The organism is Streptomyces sp. GDS52, assembly GCF_052246875.1.
Classification (GTDB): Bacteria; Actinomycetota; Actinomycetes; order Streptomycetales; family Streptomycetaceae; genus Streptomyces; species Streptomyces cathayae.
Window position 1 is genome coordinate 1 of record NZ_JBQQCR010000003.1, and the last position, 17,776, is coordinate 17,776.

The window sequence follows — 17,776 nt, forward strand, 5'->3', positions numbered from 1 at the left end:
CGTCACCGCCGACACCATCGCGCACACCGGGTATTGGGACAGCCCCGCCGGGACGTGAAATTGCACGTATGCGGCGCGGCGCCCGTCCGCACGCGGCAGGCTGTCGGCATGACCTGCGAAGACACTCCCGTCCGCCTCGCCTGGGAAATCCAGTGCTACGAACCGTACTCCCGCGTGTGGATCTGCAAGGGCTACGGCCGGGCCACCACCACCGCCGACCCCGCCGACGTCGCCGCCGCCGTCCTGGCCGGTCACCTGACCGTCCACCCGCCCCGGAGTGGGGAAACGTTCCGCGCCCTCGCCCGGCCCGACACCGGCCAGCCGGTCACCGTCACCTGCGACCAGCTCCCCGCCGACGGCTGGACCGCGGATGCGGCCGTCCGCCAGGCCCTGCCCCTGTACCTGCGGGAAGCCCTGGCCGCGGGCTGAGCTATGAGGTTGTCAGAAGGAGCGAGTGGTTCAGGCCCGTCGCCGCGCGTCGGTGCCTGTCGCGGGAACGACTCTACCGCGTCTGGCCGATGGCGGTCACCGACTGTTCGGGATACTGGCGCCGCAGTCCGGCGGCGGCACGGGCCAGATCGGCTGTCCAGGCGGGATCGGCCGTCATGTCGTGCAGGAGTTCGGTGGCTGCGGTCTCATGGGCGGTCGTCACAGGCCGATTCCTCTCATGGGGTTCTCTTCGCGGGCGTCCACGGGGCGGATGTACTCCAGGACCTGGGGGGAGCCTTCGGCCCAGCGGCCCTGCCCGCGGATGGCGGAGATGGGGTTGCGGGCCCGGTACGCCTCGCTGGCGGCGCCGGCCCGCAGGCCGTGGGCGGTGAAGACCAGGTTCTCGCCGGGCAGGGCTTCGGCGGCCCGGCGCTGGAGCATCTCGTTGATGGCGTCGCCGGACATCGAGTCGCGGCTGACGTTGTCCCAGCGGTTGATGGCGCGCAGGAGGCGGCCGGTGGTGATGCCGCGGGCGGCGAGGGCGGCGCGGTAGTCGCGGACGGCGCGGACGGGGTCGGTGTCGGGGTGGACGCCGTGGGGGACGACGACCTCGGCGCCGCGGCCCTCCTGGTCGGTCTTGGACGTGCGGAGGTAGACGAGGAGGTCGCCGTCGTCCTCGCGGATGTCCTCGAGGTGCAGGCCGGCGAGTTCGGAGCGGCGGGCCATCATGGCGAAGCCGAGGACGAGGATGGTGCGGTCGCGCAGCCCGGCGAGGGTGCCGGTGTCGCAGGTGGCGGCGAGGGCGCGCAGCCGGGCGAGGTTGATGGGCGGGGCCTTGCGTTTGCGGCGGCCGGCTTGGGCCTGCGTTTTCTTGTACGCCTTGAGGGCCTTGAGGGCGAGTGCGGTGTCCGGCTGGTCGCGGTGCCGGGCGGCGGTGTGGGCGGCGCGGATGACGGCGATGGCCTGTTCGATCGAGGCGGGCGCCGGGGTGCGGCCGGTGCGTTGGGAGACGGTGGCGGTGAGGTGGGTGACGTAGTCGGCGAGCGTCTCGGGGGTGGCGGGCAGCGCGGCGCGGCCCCGGTGGGCGCACCATCCGGTGAACAGGTCCCACTGGCGGGTGTAGGCGGCCCGGGTGTTGTCGGCGTCGGCTGCGGCCAGGAGCGCGCGGGTGGCGGGGGAGAGGTCGGTGTCGCGAGTGGCGGGAAGGCTTGTTCGGTCGTCGTCGATGAGTTCGGCGTCGATGACGTCCTCGGGGCGGCGGGCCGGGAGGTTGTCCATGATCCGAGTCTAGTGGATCTAACCGCTCATAAGGAAGGTTATGAGGGGCTAGGCTTCAGGCCGCCCTGACGACCCGCAAGTATGACAGCCCGTCAGATTCTTCGTCAGGAGCGATTCTCCGCTCGGGTGGCTCCGAGATGTCGAGCGTCTGCAAGGCCGACCCCTACGACGCGCACCTCCGCGCAAGGCGTCCCAACGGGACGTCATTTCGGCACCATCAAAGACGTCATAAAGGCGTCGCACCGACTACCGTCCGTGCCACCGTGGAAGCATGACGACAACGAACGAAACGCGACACACGCCGAACAGCGCACTACGGGCGGCCCGCCTCAGCCTGCACCTCAGCCAAGGCGACCTCGCCCGGGAGATCCAAAAAGCCGGAATCCGCGCCGGACAGCCCAACGACGCATCGAAACGCCTGATACAACGCTGGGAATCAGGCGACATCACCACCCCCCGCCCGGTATACGCACGCGCCCTGGAGCAGGTGACGGGCCTCCCGCTGTCCTCGCTCGGCTTCTCACCGGTCGACCCGTTGATAGCGGGCCAGGACCAAGGAAACGAAAGGACGCCGGACATGAGGAGGTCTACCGCCCCGTACACCGGTATCTGGCTGTCCCGGTACACCTACCCCAGCTCCGGCCGGGGCAGCGAACTCACCGGGCTCCACCACGTGGTGCTGCTCCAGCACCGGCACCGGCTCACCGTGAAGTCCCTGCCGAACGGGTCTACGAACCCCGACTCACCGCTGTCCATGGAGCTGACCGTGGACGGCACCGTGGTAACCGGTGCGTGGACCGAACGCACCGCACCCGGCGGCTACTACCGGGGCGCCGTCTACCACGGGGCGATCCAGTTGCTGATCGACCCCACCGGACGGCGCATGGCCGGCAAGTGGGTCGGGTTCGGCAAGCAGTTGGACGTCAACACCGGCCCGTGGGAGCTGACGTTCCTGGACGCCGACACCAGCAGGACGACGGTCGCCAAATACAACCGGCCGCCCGGCGACGAGTAAGACACACGAGACCGGGCCGCACCGCGCGGCCCCTACCCGAAGGACCACGCCATGACCGCCACGCTCACCCCGTTCGCTCTCCTCACCGAAGACCCGACACCGCCCGCCGACCGGACGCCGCCGCACACCTACGACCGGTTCCGCCAGCTCAACCTGACCCCGGCCGGTGACGCCGTGGTGGACGTCGCCGACGTCCAGGCCGAGACCATGACCCACAACCACAAGGGGTTCAAGCGCGACGACGACTTCGAGTACGCGCCCCACGCGCTGTTCGGGCCGTCCTACACGCACAACAGCGAGGGCCGCAAGAAGGACGACGACTGATGCCGCTGCTCCCGCCCACCGTGCTCATCGTCACCACACCCGGCGACCTCGGGGCCGACCTCGTGATACGGCAGATCCAGGAACGCGGGGTCACGATCCACCGCATCGACCCCGCCGACCTCGCACGCCCGGGGGTCCTGCGGATGACCGGCACCGCGGACGGGGAGCCGCTGCGGTTCACGATCGACGACGAACACCGGTGCACGCTCTCGCAGTCGGTCGTCTCGGTGCTCTGGTGGCACCCGGGCCCGCCCGGCGGGTGGGAGCAGCAGGAGTCCCGGGTCATCCTGGAGGACTTCCTGTTCGGGCTGGACGGGGTCTTATGGGTCAACCACCCCGAGCGGGCCCGAACGGCCAGGCCGGGCCCGCGGCAACTGAAGCTCGCCGCGTCGCTCGGTCTGCGGACCCCGCCCGCCCTGTTCACCAACGACCCCGACCAGGCTGCCGCGTTCGCCCGCGAGCAGGGCGGCCGGGTCGTGTGCAAGACACTCACCGCCCACCCCCACCGGTTCATCCAGGCCCGGCTGGTGTCCGCCGAGGAGATCAAGGAATCCGCCGACTGTGTGCGGCAGGCCGTCTGTTACTTCCAGCGGCCGGTGGACAAGGTGCACGACATCCGGCTGACGGTGATCGGCGACCGGATGTTCCCGTGCAAGGTCACGGCGAACGGTGCGTTCGACTGGCGGGCCGCACCCGAGGACGAGCTGGGCTTCGAGGCCGTGAGCGCCGGTCGGCCGCTGACGCACAAGGTCCAGCAGCTCATGGATCAGCTGGGTCTGGAGTACGCGGCCCTGGACTTCGCCGTCGACCGGGGCGGCACGTGGTGGTTTTTGGAGGCGAATCCGTTCGGCCAGTTCGGATTCGTCGAGGCCGCCACCGGCATGGTCATCGCGCGGGCCATCGCCGACCACCTCGTCCAGACGGCCCTCGCCACCCACGTCTACACCCCGGGCGGCGGCCACCGCGCCTCCTCCGGCGCCCCGTGGCAGCGGGCCGCCGGAACGTAAGGCGCCTGCGCTGACCACCCACCGAGCCCCGGGACCGTGAGGGTCCCGGGGCTCGCGTTCTCAGGCGTGCAGTTCCTTCCGGCACAGGACGCACAGCGGGTTCCCGCCGGGCCCGTACCGGTGACACGGATGCTGGCACGTCGCACACAGGCCGACCTGGGACGGGGCGCAGTCGGGCGTCGGCGGCTTCGGACGGGCAAGGGCGGGCGGCGTGCTCATACCGCCATCGTACGAGCGCGCCACTTGCCCCAGCAGGTCAGGGCGTCGTGTCGTCCACGATCAGCCCCAGACTGGCCAGCCCCGCCAGCAGCGACGCCAACGCCGCGTTCCCGCCCCGGGAGCCGTTCACCGTCGGCCGCGCCACCGCCGCCGCACCGTAGAACCCCAGCGTGCTGCCCAGATGCCGCAGCATCAGGGACACGATCAGCGCGTCATCGGTGGTCAGCTCGTTCGCCGCGGACCGGCGCAGGTTAGTATCCCGCGCGCCGGGTCCCGGACCCCACTCGATCCGGTCGACCAGCACCCGCACCCGGTCGAACGTCTCAGCGCCGACGTGCAGGGCGAGGAGCGCATCGCCCGCAGCCGCCGTGTTCACCGTGAGCCCACCCGACAGGGAGCCGCCCGCCTTGTCGAACTTCCCGCCCTCGAGGGCGCCGACTCTGTTCTCCACGCCGAACTGGCCGCCGACCCGGTTCTGTAGGTCGGTCACGAACGAGTTCAACGTGTTGCCGTCGGCGGCCGGGTAGGCGCCGATCGCGGCCGCCGTGAGCGGGTCCGTACCACCGGTGGCGTGGCTGGCGGCGTGCGCGGTGGGGGTGCGCGCGTCCGTGAGGGCCGGGTCGGTGGAGCGGAGTGCGACATCGGGGCCGGCGCCCGCGGAGCCGAGCGGCGGCTGCGGTCCTGGCTCGCCCCGGGGCCCGGTCAGCGAGGCCAGCCACTCCATCTCACTGCCGGTGAAACCCGCTGCGACGGCCACCTCGTAGGCGGACGCACCGTCCTCGCCGACGGCGCCGTTCTGCCCATCTGCGCCCGAGGTACCGGGTGTGCCGGGCTCCCCACGAAGCGAGCCAAGAAAGTCGGCCTCCGTACCGCTGTTCCCCGCGGCCAGCCAGACCTCGTACGCTGACGCCCCATCCGCGCCTGATTGCCCGTCGGCACCGTCCTCGCCCGCGGGGCCCGGCGCGTACACGACGCTGCCCTGCCCGGTGGGCGCGTCCGCGAGGTCGACGCGCAGCTCCCCCACCCACCATTCGCCGGACTCCGGGACCAGGATGTGGGTGATGATCGGGGCGCCGGACAGGGTGCGGCCCTCCTGTACCGCCCACAGCGTGTCCCCGGCGGCGGAGTCGATCAGTGTGTTCGGGGTGAGGTCCACCGTCCAGTCCCCGTCCGGCTCGGGCAGGATCGCCACCGGCCGCACCAACTCCCCCTCCAGGGAGGGCACGTAGCCGACCGCCGGCGCACCGGTCACGTCCACGAGCGTCGCCCGCATCTCCACCCGGCGGGTGTCCCCGCCCCCCAGGAGCGTCCCGTTCACCATGGTCATCGTCGTACTCCAGTTCAGGCCGTGGGCGGCGGGCCGGGCTGATCGTGCGGGGCGCGGGTGCCGAGGAGCGCCCCCTGGTGCTGCACGGTCACCACCATGCGGATCCGCTGCACCACCAGGCAGGCGATGACCACCAGCAGCGCCGTCCGAGCCGTGCGCAGCACCGACGCAGCCGCCCCGTCCGGCCAGATGGTGATGGCGATGGTGTAGGCGCCCAGCGCGCCGATCGCGGCGGTGAACCCCATCAGGTGACGGCCCACCACAGTGGACCGCCACGGGGCGTGCAGGTGGTAGGCGATCACGAACACGAGGCTGGCCAGGGCCACCAGGCCCGATGCTGCGAGGTTGGTTATCTGCGCCCAGTTCATCGTCGGCCTCCCTCTAAGGCAGAGCGGAAAAGTTCCGCGAAGTGGTTCCTCTGCCGCTCACGGGCCAGGCGTTCGGCGAGGTGGGTGACGGCCTGCCGGTGCGCTTCGACCTCCCGGCGGGCCTGCCGGGCACGGGACAGCGCAGACTTGGCCTCCCGATGCCCCGGCGTCTCCGAGTGCTGCGGGGCGGGCTCAGGACGGCGGCGCAGCAACCGTCTGGTCCATCGCATCCCCGGGCACCTCCCCTCGTATGGCGCGCAGCACGTGGTCGGCGATACGCGCGAGTTCCACCAGCTCGCCGACCTGGTTCTGCGCCTCGATCCGCGCAGCCTCGCTCTCCCGATGCGCCTCGCGCCACGCGTTCCGCTCCGCCACCAGTTCGGCGACGCGGGCGTCACGGTCTTTGCGGACGTCCTCGAGGACGGCGCGTGAGACGAGACTGCCTCGGAGGATGAGCAGCACGATGAGGGTGACGATGGCACCGGCCCCGCCCGGCAGTAGGACGGCGAGGGCCGACAGGTCACTCATCGGACCGCTCCTCATGGTGTGGGGGGATGTGGGGGCACGCCCGTGCCGCTGCCAGTCGACGGCGGACGTGCCGGAGGGTCACGGTCAGACGGCCCGCGGGCCGGGCGACTTGGTGAGCGGGCTGGACTGCTCGAGGCCGGTGGTGGCCAGAGGCGGGGTGACGATGAAGCGTTCCACCACGGCGAGCGTCGCGGCGATGGACGCCATCCACAGGGCCTGCCGGTCAGCACTCCACTCGAGGCCCAGGCCGACGAACAGCGCCATGACGGCCTGCGCGGTCTGGAGGATCGCCGCACCCCACGCACCGTTCTGCGCGACGAACGCGATGACGATGGCGACGACACCGGCGGCGACGGCGTTGATGGCGGTCTGGGTGCCGGCGGAGACGTTCAGTTCGTAGCCGATCAGCTTGACTCCGGCGGCGATCAGCCCCAGCAGGAGCGCGGGTTCACGGGCGAAGAGCTTCACGATGGTCTCGTTTCTGGTGGTAGGAGTTAGTCGACGATGGTGAAGCCGTAGCGGTCGCCCAGGCGCTTCAGGCTGGCCTTACCGGGGATGCCGTCGGCGTCCTTGCCGCGGTAGCCGCCGCCCGCCTTGGAGCGCTGCCATGCCGCGTAAGCGGTGACGGTGGTGGTGCCGTAGTGCCCGTCGGAGTACTTCTTGGCCAGCAGGCCCGCGTCGACCAGGGCGGCCTCCACGGTGCGCACGCCGGAGTAGGTGACCGGGGTGCCCTTCGCGGCGGGGTTGGACCGGGCGGCGGCGACCAGCCGGGACAGGTCCACGACCGGCTTGGCCGGCTTCGGCAGCGGCTTCGGGGCCGGGGCGGCGGGCTGCGGGGCCGGCTTGTCCCCGGCGAGCCGCTTGGTGACGCGGGCGAGGACGTCGTCCCAGTCCATGCCGGGCCCGCGCGGGTCCACCTTCCCCGGCTGCCAGTCCAGGTGCCGGAGCGCGGAGCGGGCACCCCACTTGTGGTGGCGGCAGATGGCGGTGACGACACGCACGATCGCCTCGATCTGCTCCGGCGGCCACGGGTCCTTGTTGTCGCCCAGGTTCTCGCACTCGAAGCCGTAGAAGTGCCGGTTCCCGTCCACCGTGGCCTCGTTGTCGGCTGGGGGCTTGCGTTCGGCGATGACCGCGGCGAGGACGTCCGGGTCGCCGAGCCCGGCGTGGTTGGCGCGGCCGTACCCGACGAGGTGCACGGTGCCGTCCTTGGCGATGACGCCGTGGCACAGCGGGCCGGGCAGGGCGGAGTGCCCGTCCTTGCACATGCGGACCGTGGTGGCGGTGCCCTTGGTGACGGTGTGGTGGATCATCACGCCGTGCACCGGGCCCCACGGGCCCTTGTGGTTGCGGTTGTGGGTGGCCCAGTTGCCGACCTCGACAACGGTGGCACCCTCGGATCTGAGGGCCTTGGCGAAGGTGGCGGCGGTTGGGGCGGTGGCCATGTCAGGTCTCCTGGGGAAGGGGGGTGACGCGCGGGATGCGGAGCTTGTCCCAGGCGGTCTGGTCGGGGATGCCGGAGGTGTCGCCGCCGCCCTTGGGCCGCAGGGTGCGCTGCCAGGCGGCGACGGCGTCGCGGTGGGCGCGGGTCCAGTCCGGGCCGAGGTGGCGGCCGTCGGTGGCACCTTCGGCCTCGAGGCGGCGGGCCATCGCGGTGAAGAGGGGGGAGTGGCGGCCGCCGTGGAAGAACTCCCGGCCGGGGTACGGCTCGTACCGGGCGGCGTCGCCGTCCGCGGGCGGCTCAGGGACGGGCTCGGGGGCCGGAGCGGGCTCCGTGGCGGGAGCGGTCTTCTTCCGGGCAGCCGTCTTCTCGTCCTGCGATGTGGTCGGATCGGGCATCGCCCGTGCTCCTGAACTCCCCGCGCCCAGAGCTGACTGGTGGTGGCGGACCGCTGCGTGCGGTCGTCCCTCGAGGGATGGAGCTGGGGCGGAGGGTCGCCCTATGTGGTCAGGCTAGACGCTCACGCGTCCGACGTTGCCCCCGCTCCCGGGTCCCCGTCCGGGCCCTCGGGCGGCCATTCGCCGCGGGCCGGGTCGGTGACGGTGTGCCCGCACTGCCCGCACGCGGTGGGCGGGTGGCTGCTGACAGGGGCCCCGCACTGGTCGCACAGGGCGGGCACGAGGTCGGTGATGGTCTGCCCGCACGGTCCGCACACACCGCGGTAGACCGGCGGGGCGGCGTTCGCGTAGTACGCGGCAGTGATCGACACGTCTTCGATCTTGCAGCCGTCGGTGTGGCAGGTCGCTATGAGCATGACGGGGGTCGGCTCTTCATCGATGGGCATGGGGGGCATGGACATGGCGGGTTACCTTCCTATGACTTGCCAGCTGACGCCGGTGGCGGTCAGGTTGGTGCGGGTGCACCACACGGTGGCGCTGGTGGGGCCGACGCCGGACATGGATACGCCGGTCACGGTCATGCCGGGCACGGCGGTGGACGCGCAGGCGTAGCCCTCGTAGTCGGTGCCGGACAGGCGCGGGTAGGTGACGGTGGCGCTGGTGGGGGCGTTCGCCGCGGACGGGGTGATGACGACCCGCCCGTAGGCCATGTTGCTGGCGGTCAGCATGCCGGTGACGTGGGTGTTGCCGGTGAGCTGTATCAGGTCCGGGCTGGCGCGCAGGTAGGCGTCCTGGCTGACGTCGGCGGCGTTGCGGTAGCCGAACGTCGCGGAGGTGGGGGTCAGGTAGATCCGGCCGCCGTTGTAGATCGCGTTGTTGTCGTCCCGGACGCGTTCGGCCGCCCAGAAGTCCAGGCCGCTGTCCATGCCGAACAGGTTTCGCCACTTCCAGGTGGCCCCGGACGCCGGGTAGGTTCCCGAGTTCATGCCGAGCACGGCGTTGTTGCCGGACACGTTGATGATGGCCGCGTTGGTGCGGGCGGGGTTGGTCAGCCGCAGGTTCGGATACGCATTGTTCGGGTCCAGCCACAGGGTCGCCCCGGTGGTGCCCTGCACGATGAGGCCCCGCGCGGACAGTTCACCGATCGCGGTCCCGGATGAGCCGGATGAGTTGTAGACGACGACCTTGTTCTGGCCCTGCTCGTTGAGGGTGATCCGCTCGCCGCTGGTGGCGGTCTGGATCAGTCCGCCGGTGACCGTGCTGCCGGTGATCGCCCCGGTGAAGGCGGCGGATCCGTCGGCGGCGTCGAAGCGGATCACGAGCTGTCCGCTGCTGTTGTAGACGCGCAGCCCGCCCTCGTTCAGCTCCACCCGTGCCCCGGTCGGGTCCCCGGCGACGAGCCGGGTGACGAGCTGGAGGATCGCCTCGAGCTTCTCCGCCGTCACCGCGCCGGCCTTGATGGCGCCCGCGGTGACCGACCCGGCCTCAAGGTCCGGGCCGTCGACCTTGATGGGGGTGGCGGTGGTCTCCTGCGACGGGTCCCCGGCGTTCCCGGAGGTGTTGACGGCGGTCAGCCGCACGTAGTGCGGGACGTAGGGGAGTGGCAGGGCGGGCAGCATGCCGCCGTCCCCGGCCTTGGTGATGGTGCCGACGTAGGTGGCCGCCGACGGGGTGAAGCCGCTGCTGGTGGAGATGTGGACAGCCGTGTGGTCGAAGTCCGCCGGAAGAGGCTGCCCGGAGGCGAGGGCGCCGTCCCACACGATGCGCAGCCCGCCGATGGTGGAGGTCACCACCGGCGCGGACGGGGCCCCGGGGGCGGGCCCGGCGTGGGCGATCAGCCCGGCGGTGCCGTCCGGCTGCATCCCGATCACGGCCCGGACCGTGCCCGCACCGTCCCGGACCTCGATCGCCGCGTCCTCGAGGCTGCCGCCGTGCGCGTACCGCTGCCCCTTCTGTATCTGCTTGAGCTGCTGCCCCAGGCGGGCGAGTTCACTGGCGTAGTCACGGGCCATCAGGGGGCCTCCACGGGTCCGTAGTGGTAGGAGTCGGCGCGCTTGAGGGACAGGACGGCCTGGTCGGGGCTGTCGGACGGCCGGTAGGAGTCGGCGGTGATCCGCGCCCAGCCGGTCCAGGACACCCACTGGTTGTGCACGGCGACGTGCACGTCGTCGCCGATCTGCCACGAGCCGAGCGGCGCGTTGGGGTGGTCCCGGACGGTGATCTGCTCCACCTGCCCCAGCGCCCGGCGCCGTTTCAGTTCGGCACCGGCCCGCTTGCCCAGGACGTCCACGCCGTTGACGGTCGGCAGGGCCAGCACGGACTCCATGCGCAGCCCGCCGTCCCGTGAGGGAGCTTCCGCCCGGCGGGTGGCGGTGCCCTCACCGGAGCCGGTGGCGATGATCACGTTGGCGAAGTCGTCGCCCGCGTACTGCACCGGGGGCGCCTCCACGATGTTCACACCGGTCGCGAAGCTGATGTCGGTGCGGCGGGCCCCGAGCCGCGGATAGCCCAGCCGCAGGCGTTTCTCCACGCTCCCGTTGGTCAGGTAGCGGCAGGTGCACGTGTACTGGGGGGCGCCCTCCTCCGAGACGAGGTCGTCCAGGTGGTCGCCCAGGTTGGGGGTCTCGTACCAGTAGGAGTGCCACAGCTCCGCCGGGGTGCCCACCGTCATCTGCGAGGCGGTCGCATCGACGACCACCCCGAGGTTGCCGTCGGGTTGCTCCTGCGCGTACGCCCACAGGTCGCGGATGATTTTGCACGGGTCGGTGTACACGTAGGGGCCACGCGCGTTGAGTTCGCCGTGCGTGTCGTGCCGGGCGGTCAGGTAGGACGACCAGGAGGCCGCCTCGATGCGGTACTCGCCGTCCTCGGCGGTGATGTCCCACACCAGGCCGCCCCAGCGGAGGAACCCGTCCGCTTCCGCGTAGACGAGCGCCTTCCCGGGCAGCAGGGACGCCACATGGGCCTTCACGAACCGCGGCGCGAGCGTGCCGGAGAACTGGCCCGGCCCGTTCAACTCGCTCCCGAAGTCGACATCCGACAACGGCAGCGCGGAGTGGAGTATCTCGCCGGTGAGGGCGTGCTGGGTGAAGTACCGCCACCGGCCGCCCATCAGAGCGGGCCCTCCGTGAACTCCACATCGATCTTGAAGGTGGTGGTGGCGTCCACCCCGATCCGCCCCGCGTTCGAGGACCGGGTCCGCATCCGGGAGCGGAACGCCTGGCTGGTGCCCCGCATCGCCGCACCCGCCGTGGTGGTCAGGTCGATCGTCTCCACCATCTCGACATACAGGCGGCGCGCGGTGGTGCCCTCGTCGTCGATGGCGACGTACTGGCCGGCCTCGATCGTGCCGAGCATGAAGCGGAAGTTGCCCCACACGTTGCCGCCGGCGGTGCGGATGCCACCGGCGCTGAACACGACCTTCGCGCTCGCCGCCCAGGCGGGGATTGCGATCGTCGCCATGGTCAGGTTGGGGAACGTGCGCCACGTCTCGGAGGTGCCGGAGATTTCCACCAGCGGGTCCTGCGCGTAGTACGGGTACAGGATCCGCTCCCGGCGCGGGTTGGCGATCCTGCGCAGGTCCTTGACCATCGCGTTGGTGATGGTGGCCGTGGACGCGGGGAGGTCGATCCGGGCCAGCGGGATCGCCGAATACCCGGCCGGGACCGCCGTCGCACTGGAGGACACGTTCGGGATGACCTCGAAGAACACGATCGGGTCCTTCTTCGGGTCGCGGGTTCCCTCGTACTCGGGGTCCTCCACCCGCAGCACCAGCATGTCGGAGCGGCCCACCCCGCCGGTCGCCGCGACCGACACAGTGTCCGTGCCGATGTTGTAGGCGTTGTAGTAGCCCTGGACCGGGGATTTCTTCCCGGCGATGACCGCGGACCCGTCGCCGATCTGCACCCCCGCGCCCGGCGTGGGCAGCGCCGTGACCTTCAGGTCGGTGCCGGTGGTGACGCCCTGGTTGTCCCGCGCCAAATCCTTGATCATCATGCGGAACTGCTGCGCGGAATGCTCTGCGCCCTTCGTGGCGATCGGAACGGGTGCCAGTGCCATCGGATCCTCACAGGGCCTTGTAGGCCGGCCACCAGGTGACGGCCAGAGTGCTGGTCAGGGTCGGGTCGGTCGCCGTCCAATGGAGCTCGTTCAGCCCCGGGGCGAGACGGAACAGGTCGATACGGGACCGCGCGGTCAGGGGCATGCCGCCCCCGTTGCTGCGGAGCACCGTGCGCCAGCCGGGCCGGGTGTCGATCTCCACCCACTCCCCGGCGGCCAGCGAGCCCTGCACCGTCAGGGTGCGGCCGGAGGCGACGTGGGTGACAGACGGGTTGGCGCACGGGCCGCTGATCCGCAGCACCGGCCACGTGGGGGCACTGCCGGTGACGGTGAGGAACCCGGGACGGCCCACCGCCCCGGCGGTGTCCTCGATCGTGAACGGGAACATCACCGGGAACGTCATGCCGCCCTGGGTGAGCGACCCCAGCGGCATCGACGTGGACTGCCGCTCGCCGTAGTACAGGTGGTCGTGGGCGGTGTACTCGATGTCCAGGGGGATCCAGCCGTGGACGGCCGTCGTCAGGTCGGCGTCCAGCAGGCGGATCCGGCCGCGGACGGTGCGGGCCGGGCGGCCGGGGAACTTCAGCCGCAGACTGGTGGTCGCCCCGCCGGCCAGGCGCACCGCCTCGTCGTCGGCGGCCTCCTGGAGCGCGGCGTGCACGGCCAGGGCCGCCACCTCATCCCCGGGCGTCCTGATACCGGCGTCGATGCGGATGGTGCGGCCGGCGAAGAAGTCCGGGCCCAGCCACAGGCCGTCCTCCCCCGGCGGCTCGATGTCGGCAGTGCGCTGCGGCGCCCTGCCCAGCCCCTCGATCGCCGCGACGACCACCGGCGTGCCGCGGCCGATCAGGATCCCGGCCAGATCGTGCTGGTGGTCGGCCAGCTCCACGGGTGTGCTCATCCTCTTGCCCCCACTCCCCCGCGCGCCAGGCGCCGAAGCTGGTAGGACTGGCGGGCCTCGATGGCGCGCGCCAGGTCGCGGTCGGACTGGCGGGCGCCGATGTGGAAATGGGAGGCGCCCACGAGGGGGCCCTGCTCGCGGATGATGACAACCCGCCCGGCCTGCCCGTTCGTGAGGCCGACCCCGAACCGCTGGGCGACATCGGCGAGGACCGGGAGCGCGGTGCGGCGTTTGTTCCCCCCGAGCGGGATGTAGGCCTCGCCGCCGGTCTCCGGCTCCGCCCAGCGGATCAGGCCCGCCCGGCTCGCGTAGATGCCCGCCCGGATACCGCCGTCCGCATACGCCAGGTGTTTGTTGGCCTTGCCCAGGTCCGCGAGGAACCGCGTCGCCCGCGTGCCGAGGCTGGAGCTGATCTGCTTCTTGGCCTTGTTGGCGATGGCGATGATGACGTCCTCACCCAGGCCGGTCGTCCCGGCCACGTCGTGGATGCCGGTCGACTTCGTCTTGATTGCGGCAATGATCTGCACCAGGTCCTGCACCTGATCCGACGTGAGGGCGTTGTTGGCCGCCTTGGCCTGGGTGTTGGCCTTGGACGCCTTGCCCTTGTCCTTCACCGCGGCGGCGGCAAGCTGCTGGGCGGCCTCGTCGTTCTGGTCGGCGAGCTGCGCGGCGAGGTCGCCGTACCCCTGCGCGGCGAGCTTGGCGAGGTTGTCAGCGAATGTCTTGTTCAGCTTGTTCGCGCCGGTCAGCTGCCGCGTGTAGTCCGTGAGGCTGGCCTTGGCGGTGGCCTGGAGGCCCCGAAGGGCCTTGGCCATCTCGTTGATGTACTTCGTCGACCCCTTGGCCATCTTCGCGGCGAGCTTGACGCCCTCCTCGCCCATCGACGCGAGCGCATCGGCGACGTCCCCGCCGACCCGGTCGGCGACCCGCTCGAGGTCCTTGTTCCACGCCTTGGTCGCCTTGGAGGCGCTCTTCAGCTTCCGTTCGACGGCGCCCAGGTCGAAATACTCGACTTCCTTCGTCTTGCCGCCCTTGACCTTGACCTTTTTCGTCTTGCGGCCCGCGGCCCCGGCGTCGGACGCGGAGTACAGGGAGCCGGAGGTGGGGTCGTAGCGCCAGTCGGTGATGCTGCCGGCGGCGTTCCACTGGATGGCGGCCGGGTCGCCTCCGAGGCGGCGGGCGGTTTCCTCGAGGATGGCGCGGGAGCGGGTGCGCTTGGCCGACGACAGGGGGATGTAGGCCTCGCCGCCGGTCTCCGGCTCCGCCCACACCCGCCACGATCCGGCGGGGGCGATCTGCGCGACGTGGTTCTCGGCTCCGGACGCGAACTTGTGCACGCGCGGGGTGCGGATGCCGCCGTCGGCGTAGTAGTCCCACACCCCGCCGCGGGCGTTGGCGAGCTGGGAGCCGTGCGCACCCGAGCGCCTCGCCTGGTTGCCGGTGATGACGTAGTTGGTGGTGATGGTGACGGTCTTGTTCCGCAGTCCGGCGATGGCGCCGGCGAGCGCGGCCACGTTGGCTCGCTGACTGCCGGTGGGCACGGTGATTTGGACGTTCTTGCCCTTGGTGTCCCGGATGCGGAAGCCCAGCAGCTCGAGCTGGTGGCGGGCCTCCGACGTGGGGGCCTTCATGGTGATGGTCTTGCCCTTGGTGGTGGCGACCTTGTCCTGCACGCCCTGGAGGCTGTTGATGGTGTCCTGGGTGCGGGCGTCGATGGTGATGGACTTGTCGGCCAGCCCGTCCCGCAGGGACTGCACGTCCGCGAGGGACGCCTCCGCGGTGGCCGTGTTCGCGGTGACCCGGAAGGAGCCGTCCTTGAGTTCGGTGACCTCGAACCCGAGTTCGCGCAGCATCGACTGCGCGTCCTCGGTCAACGCGCTGACCGTGACGCTCTTCTCGTCGGGGGTTTCCTCGATCGCGGCGATCACCGCGTCCAGTCCGGAGACGGCGTCCTCGGTGCGCATCTCCACGGACAGTTCCTTCTTGTCCGGGATGTTCAGGTAGGAGGCGGCGAGGAGTTCGGCCTGCTCCCGGGTCAGGCCCAGGGTGTCGGAGGCCCGGACGAACGCGTCCCGGCCCTCGTCGTAGATGCCGGAGACGTGCTCCCAGCTCTTGCCCTGCTCCCGGGCCGCCGTCGCCGCCGCGTCCGTGTTCGCGGCCAGATCGCTGAGGACCTTTTCGGCGTCGCGGGCCTTCTGCGTGCCCAGGTCCAACTCGCCGTCGCGCCACTTCAGGACCGCGCCGTGCTCCTTCACCGCCTTGCTGGTGTCGTCCAGCGACTGCTCGAACGCCGACATGGCGGATCCGGCGGCCCGGTTGACGTCGTTCAACGCGACGATCGCCTGCCGCAGCCCGTCCGCCGACTGCTTCTGCGCGTCCAGCTTCGCCGACGTCGCCTGCGCCGCCTCACCGAACAGGCCCATGCTCTGGGCGGCCAGCTCCGCCTCGAACGCCTGATCCGCGAGCTTCGACTTGTAGTCGTCCAGCTGGGCCTCGAGCTCCTTGCCGGACATGCCCTGCTCCCGCATGGCGGCGGCAATCCGCTCGAACGCGGCCGCTGCGAGGTCGCCCTTCCCGGACTGCACCAGGTTGGCGAGGGACTGGTCGACGGCGTCCAGGTCCTCCTTGGCGTTCTTGACCGGGGTGGAGTCCATCCCGATCAGGGAGGTGAGGAACTGCTGCGTCTTCTCCGTGTTCGACGGGCGGGCGAGGGTGCGCAGGCTGTCCGCGAGGCCGCCCAGGTCCTTCCCGAAGGCGCGGGCAGCCTCCCCGGCGACCTTCCCGGTCCGCCCGAGCTTGCCGAGTGACGTGGTCAGCTTGTCGACATCCGGCGGGGCCTCCTGCCCGATCTCCGACAGTTCCGACAGCACCACGACGATGGCGGCGACGGCCGCAACGATGATCGATGCCCGCGCGGCGACACCGAGGGACAGGAACGCGGCCCGCAGGCCGGCGATACCACCGCCGGCGGTGGCCGCGGTGGTGCCCAGGGCGGCGATGGCGGTACGGACGCGGCCCATCCCGGCGGCCAGCGCCGCCATGCCCGCCCCGGACAACTGGAGCAGCTTCAGCGCGGTGGCGACCTGAAGGATGATGCCGACCAGCTCCGGCGGCAGCGCGGCCACCAGCCGGGCGGCAGCGGTGACCAGGGTCAGCATGGTCGGCCCGGCTTCGGCGGCCCCTTCCACGAGGTTGCCGACCGCGTCCCCGATCGCGTCGAGGGCCTCCCGGGCGGCGGGCCCGTGCTGCCGCATGTAGTCGAGGATCTTGCCAAGTGCCCCGTCCGTGGCGCCGCCCTCGGACAGGACACGCATCAGGTGGATGACCGAGTCGGTGAACGAGTCCAGCTTCTGGTCGGTCAGCGCGGCGACCTTCTTGGAGAACGCGTCGAAGCCGGGCGTGCGCATGCCGCCGCCCGCCACGTCCATCAGCCGGTCCAACTGAGTGGAGAAGGATTTCACTTCCGGGCTCAGGTGCGGCAGCAGCTCCCGCAGCAGGGTGAAGGACTTGGTGACCGGCACCATCGTGAAGCCGGACATCTCGTCCGACCAGTCGGAGAACTCCTGCTTCAGCTGCGACAGTCCGATCGCGGCCTTCTGCGTCTCCGGCGGCATCTGCGCCAGCAGCTTCTGGTAGGCGACCTGCGCCTTGATGGCCTCAGCGGAGGATTTGCCGTGCTCGCTGACGGCCTCCTGATACTTCGTCTCCGCTTCGGCGACCTCGCCCAGCGGGCCGATCTGCCCGGCGAGGGCGACGCCGAATGCGGCGGCGGCCGTGCCGCCGATGGCCATGTTCCCGGCGAGGGCCAGCACGCTTGTGGACAGCCCCGCCACCAGCGGCACGACGGCGGTGGCGATGGGCAGCAGCCCGGCCAGGCCGATGTCCAGGCCCCCGCCGGAGGAGCCGCTGCCGCCTCCCAAGCCGCGGGTGAGGCCGCGCAGGGCGCTGGTGTCGGCGGTGACCCGCACCCGGATGGTCTGGTTCTGCTGGGCACGGCGCACCGCGGCGGACACGTCCCGGCGCAGTTGGTTGGGGTCGCGCAGCCCGATGGGGATCTCGATGCGGTGCCCCCATGCCGCCCAGCGCACCGCGGCTTCCACCTCACGCCGTAGCTGCATCGAGTTACCGAGGCGCAGGTTGACGGCCAGTGCGTCCTGCCCGGACCTGGCCGCGGTGATGGCACGCCGTGCATCAGCGCGCAGGAACCGGGCGTCGACCCCGAGGCGGACCCGCAGTTCCTGTCCGGCGCGGGCGGTGGTGACGGCGCGGCGGACGTCGGCGCGCAGGCTGCGGGCGTCGACCCGGACCCCGAGGCGGATGTCGCGGGAGGCCGCGGCGCGCAGCCGGCCGATGTCGCGGGTGAGGGCCTGCACGTCACGGGAGGCGGCACGGGCGTCACGGGAGGTGTTGCGCAGCGTGCGGGCGAGCCCGGAGCCCTGCCCGGTGAGGCGTACCGACAGGTTCCACTGGGGCACGGGCGGG

At 71.3% G+C, this 17,776-nt stretch carries 19 protein-coding genes; 4 read left to right on the forward strand and 15 right to left on the reverse strand.

Annotated elements, in window-relative coordinates; translation table 11 throughout:
• The first annotated feature begins 108 nt into the window (after positions 1-108).
• Complete coding sequence (locus ACTWJ9_RS32795; RefSeq protein ID WP_443296144.1) at positions 109-429, forward strand: hypothetical protein; 321 nt, start codon at positions 109-111, stop codon at positions 427-429.
• 73 nt (positions 430-502) lie between these two features.
• Here ACTWJ9_RS32795 and ACTWJ9_RS32800 read toward each other — a convergent pair whose 3' ends face one another.
• A complete protein-coding gene (locus ACTWJ9_RS32800) occupies positions 503-652 on the reverse strand; it encodes a hypothetical protein (RefSeq protein ID WP_443296145.1) in 150 nt (49 codons plus the stop codon).
• Entirely contained in the window at positions 649-1,707 is a 1,059-nt protein-coding gene (locus tag ACTWJ9_RS32805) for a hypothetical protein (protein ID WP_443296147.1), read from the reverse strand. Before ACTWJ9_RS32805 ends, ACTWJ9_RS32800 begins: the two co-directional genes overlap by 4 nt.
• A 271-nt stretch (positions 1,708-1,978) precedes the next feature.
• Here ACTWJ9_RS32805 and ACTWJ9_RS32810 point away from each other — a divergent pair, with 271 nt between their 5' ends.
• From ACTWJ9_RS32810 to ACTWJ9_RS32820, 3 genes are read left to right on the forward strand one after another with little or no spacing between them, the layout of a single operon-like run.
• Positions 1,979-2,722: a helix-turn-helix domain-containing protein gene (locus ACTWJ9_RS32810; protein ID WP_443296148.1), complete on the forward strand. Its 744-nt coding sequence runs from the start codon at positions 1,979-1,981 to the stop codon at positions 2,720-2,722.
• 51 nt (positions 2,723-2,773) lie between these two features.
• A complete protein-coding gene (locus tag ACTWJ9_RS32815) occupies positions 2,774-3,046 on the forward strand; it encodes a hypothetical protein (protein ID WP_443296149.1) in 273 nt (90 codons plus the stop codon).
• Positions 3,046-4,053 (forward strand): hypothetical protein, encoded by a 1,008-nt coding sequence (locus ACTWJ9_RS32820; RefSeq protein WP_443296150.1) that lies wholly within the window; start codon positions 3,046-3,048, stop codon positions 4,051-4,053. The genes ACTWJ9_RS32815 and ACTWJ9_RS32820 overlap by 1 nt, the downstream gene beginning before the upstream one ends.
• Before the next feature lie 256 nt (positions 4,054-4,309).
• Here ACTWJ9_RS32820 and ACTWJ9_RS32825 read toward each other — a convergent pair whose 3' ends face one another.
• The 13 genes from ACTWJ9_RS32825 to ACTWJ9_RS32885 form a co-directional block, all read right to left on the reverse strand.
• Positions 4,310-5,599, reverse strand: coding sequence for a hypothetical protein (locus tag ACTWJ9_RS32825; protein WP_443296151.1), 1,290 nt, complete (start codon positions 5,597-5,599; stop codon positions 4,310-4,312).
• A 14-nt stretch (positions 5,600-5,613) separates the two neighbouring features.
• Positions 5,614-5,967: a putative phage holin gene (locus ACTWJ9_RS32830; RefSeq protein WP_443296152.1), complete on the reverse strand. Its 354-nt coding sequence runs from the start codon at positions 5,965-5,967 to the stop codon at positions 5,614-5,616.
• Complete coding sequence (locus tag ACTWJ9_RS32835) at positions 5,964-6,197, reverse strand: DUF7620 family protein (protein ID WP_443296153.1); 234 nt, start codon at positions 6,195-6,197, stop codon at positions 5,964-5,966. The genes ACTWJ9_RS32830 and ACTWJ9_RS32835 overlap by 4 nt, the downstream gene beginning before the upstream one ends.
• Positions 6,160-6,495, reverse strand: a complete 336-nt coding sequence (locus ACTWJ9_RS32840) for a hypothetical protein (RefSeq protein WP_443296154.1) — start codon at positions 6,493-6,495, stop codon at positions 6,160-6,162. The genes ACTWJ9_RS32835 and ACTWJ9_RS32840 overlap by 38 nt, the downstream gene beginning before the upstream one ends.
• An 84-nt stretch (positions 6,496-6,579) precedes the next feature.
• Positions 6,580-6,963 carry a hypothetical protein gene (locus ACTWJ9_RS32845; protein WP_443296155.1) on the reverse strand — a complete coding sequence of 128 codons (384 nt, stop codon included), beginning with the start codon at positions 6,961-6,963 and terminating at the stop codon, positions 6,580-6,582.
• Positions 6,964-6,989: 26 nt separating this feature from the next.
• Positions 6,990-7,940: an N-acetylmuramoyl-L-alanine amidase gene (locus tag ACTWJ9_RS32850; RefSeq protein ID WP_443296156.1), complete on the reverse strand. Its 951-nt coding sequence runs from the start codon at positions 7,938-7,940 to the stop codon at positions 6,990-6,992.
• A gap of 1 nt (position 7,941) precedes the next feature.
• The gene (locus tag ACTWJ9_RS32855) at positions 7,942-8,334 is read right to left on the reverse strand and encodes a peptidoglycan-binding protein (RefSeq protein WP_443296157.1); all 393 of its coding nucleotides are present in this window, start codon (positions 8,332-8,334) and stop codon (positions 7,942-7,944) included.
• Between the two features lie 122 nt (positions 8,335-8,456).
• Positions 8,457-8,780, reverse strand: coding sequence for a hypothetical protein (locus ACTWJ9_RS32860; RefSeq protein ID WP_443296158.1), 324 nt, complete (start codon positions 8,778-8,780; stop codon positions 8,457-8,459).
• Between the two features lie 21 nt (positions 8,781-8,801).
• Positions 8,802-10,346 (reverse strand): hypothetical protein, encoded by a 1,545-nt coding sequence (locus ACTWJ9_RS32865; protein ID WP_443296159.1) that lies wholly within the window; start codon positions 10,344-10,346, stop codon positions 8,802-8,804.
• Positions 10,346-11,446: a hypothetical protein gene (locus tag ACTWJ9_RS32870; protein ID WP_443296160.1), complete on the reverse strand. Its 1,101-nt coding sequence runs from the start codon at positions 11,444-11,446 to the stop codon at positions 10,346-10,348. Before ACTWJ9_RS32870 ends, ACTWJ9_RS32865 begins: the two co-directional genes overlap by 1 nt.
• Positions 11,446-12,393: a hypothetical protein gene (locus ACTWJ9_RS32875; RefSeq protein ID WP_443296161.1), complete on the reverse strand. Its 948-nt coding sequence runs from the start codon at positions 12,391-12,393 to the stop codon at positions 11,446-11,448. Before ACTWJ9_RS32875 ends, ACTWJ9_RS32870 begins: the two co-directional genes overlap by 1 nt.
• A 7-nt stretch (positions 12,394-12,400) precedes the next feature.
• Complete coding sequence (locus ACTWJ9_RS32880) at positions 12,401-13,294, reverse strand: phage distal tail protein (RefSeq protein ID WP_443296162.1); 894 nt, start codon at positions 13,292-13,294, stop codon at positions 12,401-12,403.
• Entirely contained in the window at positions 13,291-17,769 is a 4,479-nt protein-coding gene (locus ACTWJ9_RS32885) for a hypothetical protein (protein WP_443296163.1), read from the reverse strand. Before ACTWJ9_RS32885 ends, ACTWJ9_RS32880 begins: the two co-directional genes overlap by 4 nt.
• Positions 17,770-17,776: the final 7 nt, after the last annotated feature.

Excerpts from the sequence above, each read along its gene's own strand:
- ACTWJ9_RS32830 (WP_443296152.1), bottom strand. The coding sequence starts at position 5,967 with ATGAACTGGGCGCAGATAACCAACCTCGCAGCATCGGGCCTGGTGGCC.
- ACTWJ9_RS32865 (WP_443296159.1), bottom strand. The coding sequence starts at position 10,346 with ATGGCCCGTGACTACGCCAGTGAACTCGCCCGCCTGGGGCAGCAGCTC.
- ACTWJ9_RS32805 (WP_443296147.1), bottom strand. The coding sequence starts at position 1,707 with ATGGACAACCTCCCGGCCCGCCGCCCCGAGGACGTCATCGACGCCGAA.
- ACTWJ9_RS32840 (WP_443296154.1), bottom strand. The coding sequence starts at position 6,495 with ATGAGTGACCTGTCGGCCCTCGCCGTCCTACTGCCGGGCGGGGCCGGT.
- ACTWJ9_RS32880 (WP_443296162.1), bottom strand. The coding sequence starts at position 13,294 with ATGAGCACACCCGTGGAGCTGGCCGACCACCAGCACGATCTGGCCGGG.
- ACTWJ9_RS32810 (WP_443296148.1), top strand. The coding sequence starts at position 1,979 with ATGACGACAACGAACGAAACGCGACACACGCCGAACAGCGCACTACGG.
- ACTWJ9_RS32875 (WP_443296161.1), bottom strand. The coding sequence starts at position 12,393 with ATGGCACTGGCACCCGTTCCGATCGCCACGAAGGGCGCAGAGCATTCC.
- ACTWJ9_RS32835 (WP_443296153.1), bottom strand. The coding sequence starts at position 6,197 with ATGCGATGGACCAGACGGTTGCTGCGCCGCCGTCCTGAGCCCGCCCCG.
- ACTWJ9_RS32860 (WP_443296158.1), bottom strand. The coding sequence starts at position 8,780 with ATGCCCATCGATGAAGAGCCGACCCCCGTCATGCTCATAGCGACCTGC.
- ACTWJ9_RS32820 (WP_443296150.1), top strand. The coding sequence starts at position 3,046 with ATGCCGCTGCTCCCGCCCACCGTGCTCATCGTCACCACACCCGGCGAC.
- ACTWJ9_RS32795 (WP_443296144.1), top strand. The coding sequence starts at position 109 with ATGACCTGCGAAGACACTCCCGTCCGCCTCGCCTGGGAAATCCAGTGC.
- ACTWJ9_RS32855 (WP_443296157.1), bottom strand. The coding sequence starts at position 8,334 with ATGCCCGATCCGACCACATCGCAGGACGAGAAGACGGCTGCCCGGAAG.
- ACTWJ9_RS32850 (WP_443296156.1), bottom strand. The coding sequence starts at position 7,940 with ATGGCCACCGCCCCAACCGCCGCCACCTTCGCCAAGGCCCTCAGATCC.
- ACTWJ9_RS32815 (WP_443296149.1), top strand. The coding sequence starts at position 2,774 with ATGACCGCCACGCTCACCCCGTTCGCTCTCCTCACCGAAGACCCGACA.
- ACTWJ9_RS32870 (WP_443296160.1), bottom strand. The coding sequence starts at position 11,446 with ATGGGCGGCCGGTGGCGGTACTTCACCCAGCACGCCCTCACCGGCGAG.
- ACTWJ9_RS32825 (WP_443296151.1), bottom strand. The coding sequence starts at position 5,599 with ATGACCATGGTGAACGGGACGCTCCTGGGGGGCGGGGACACCCGCCGG.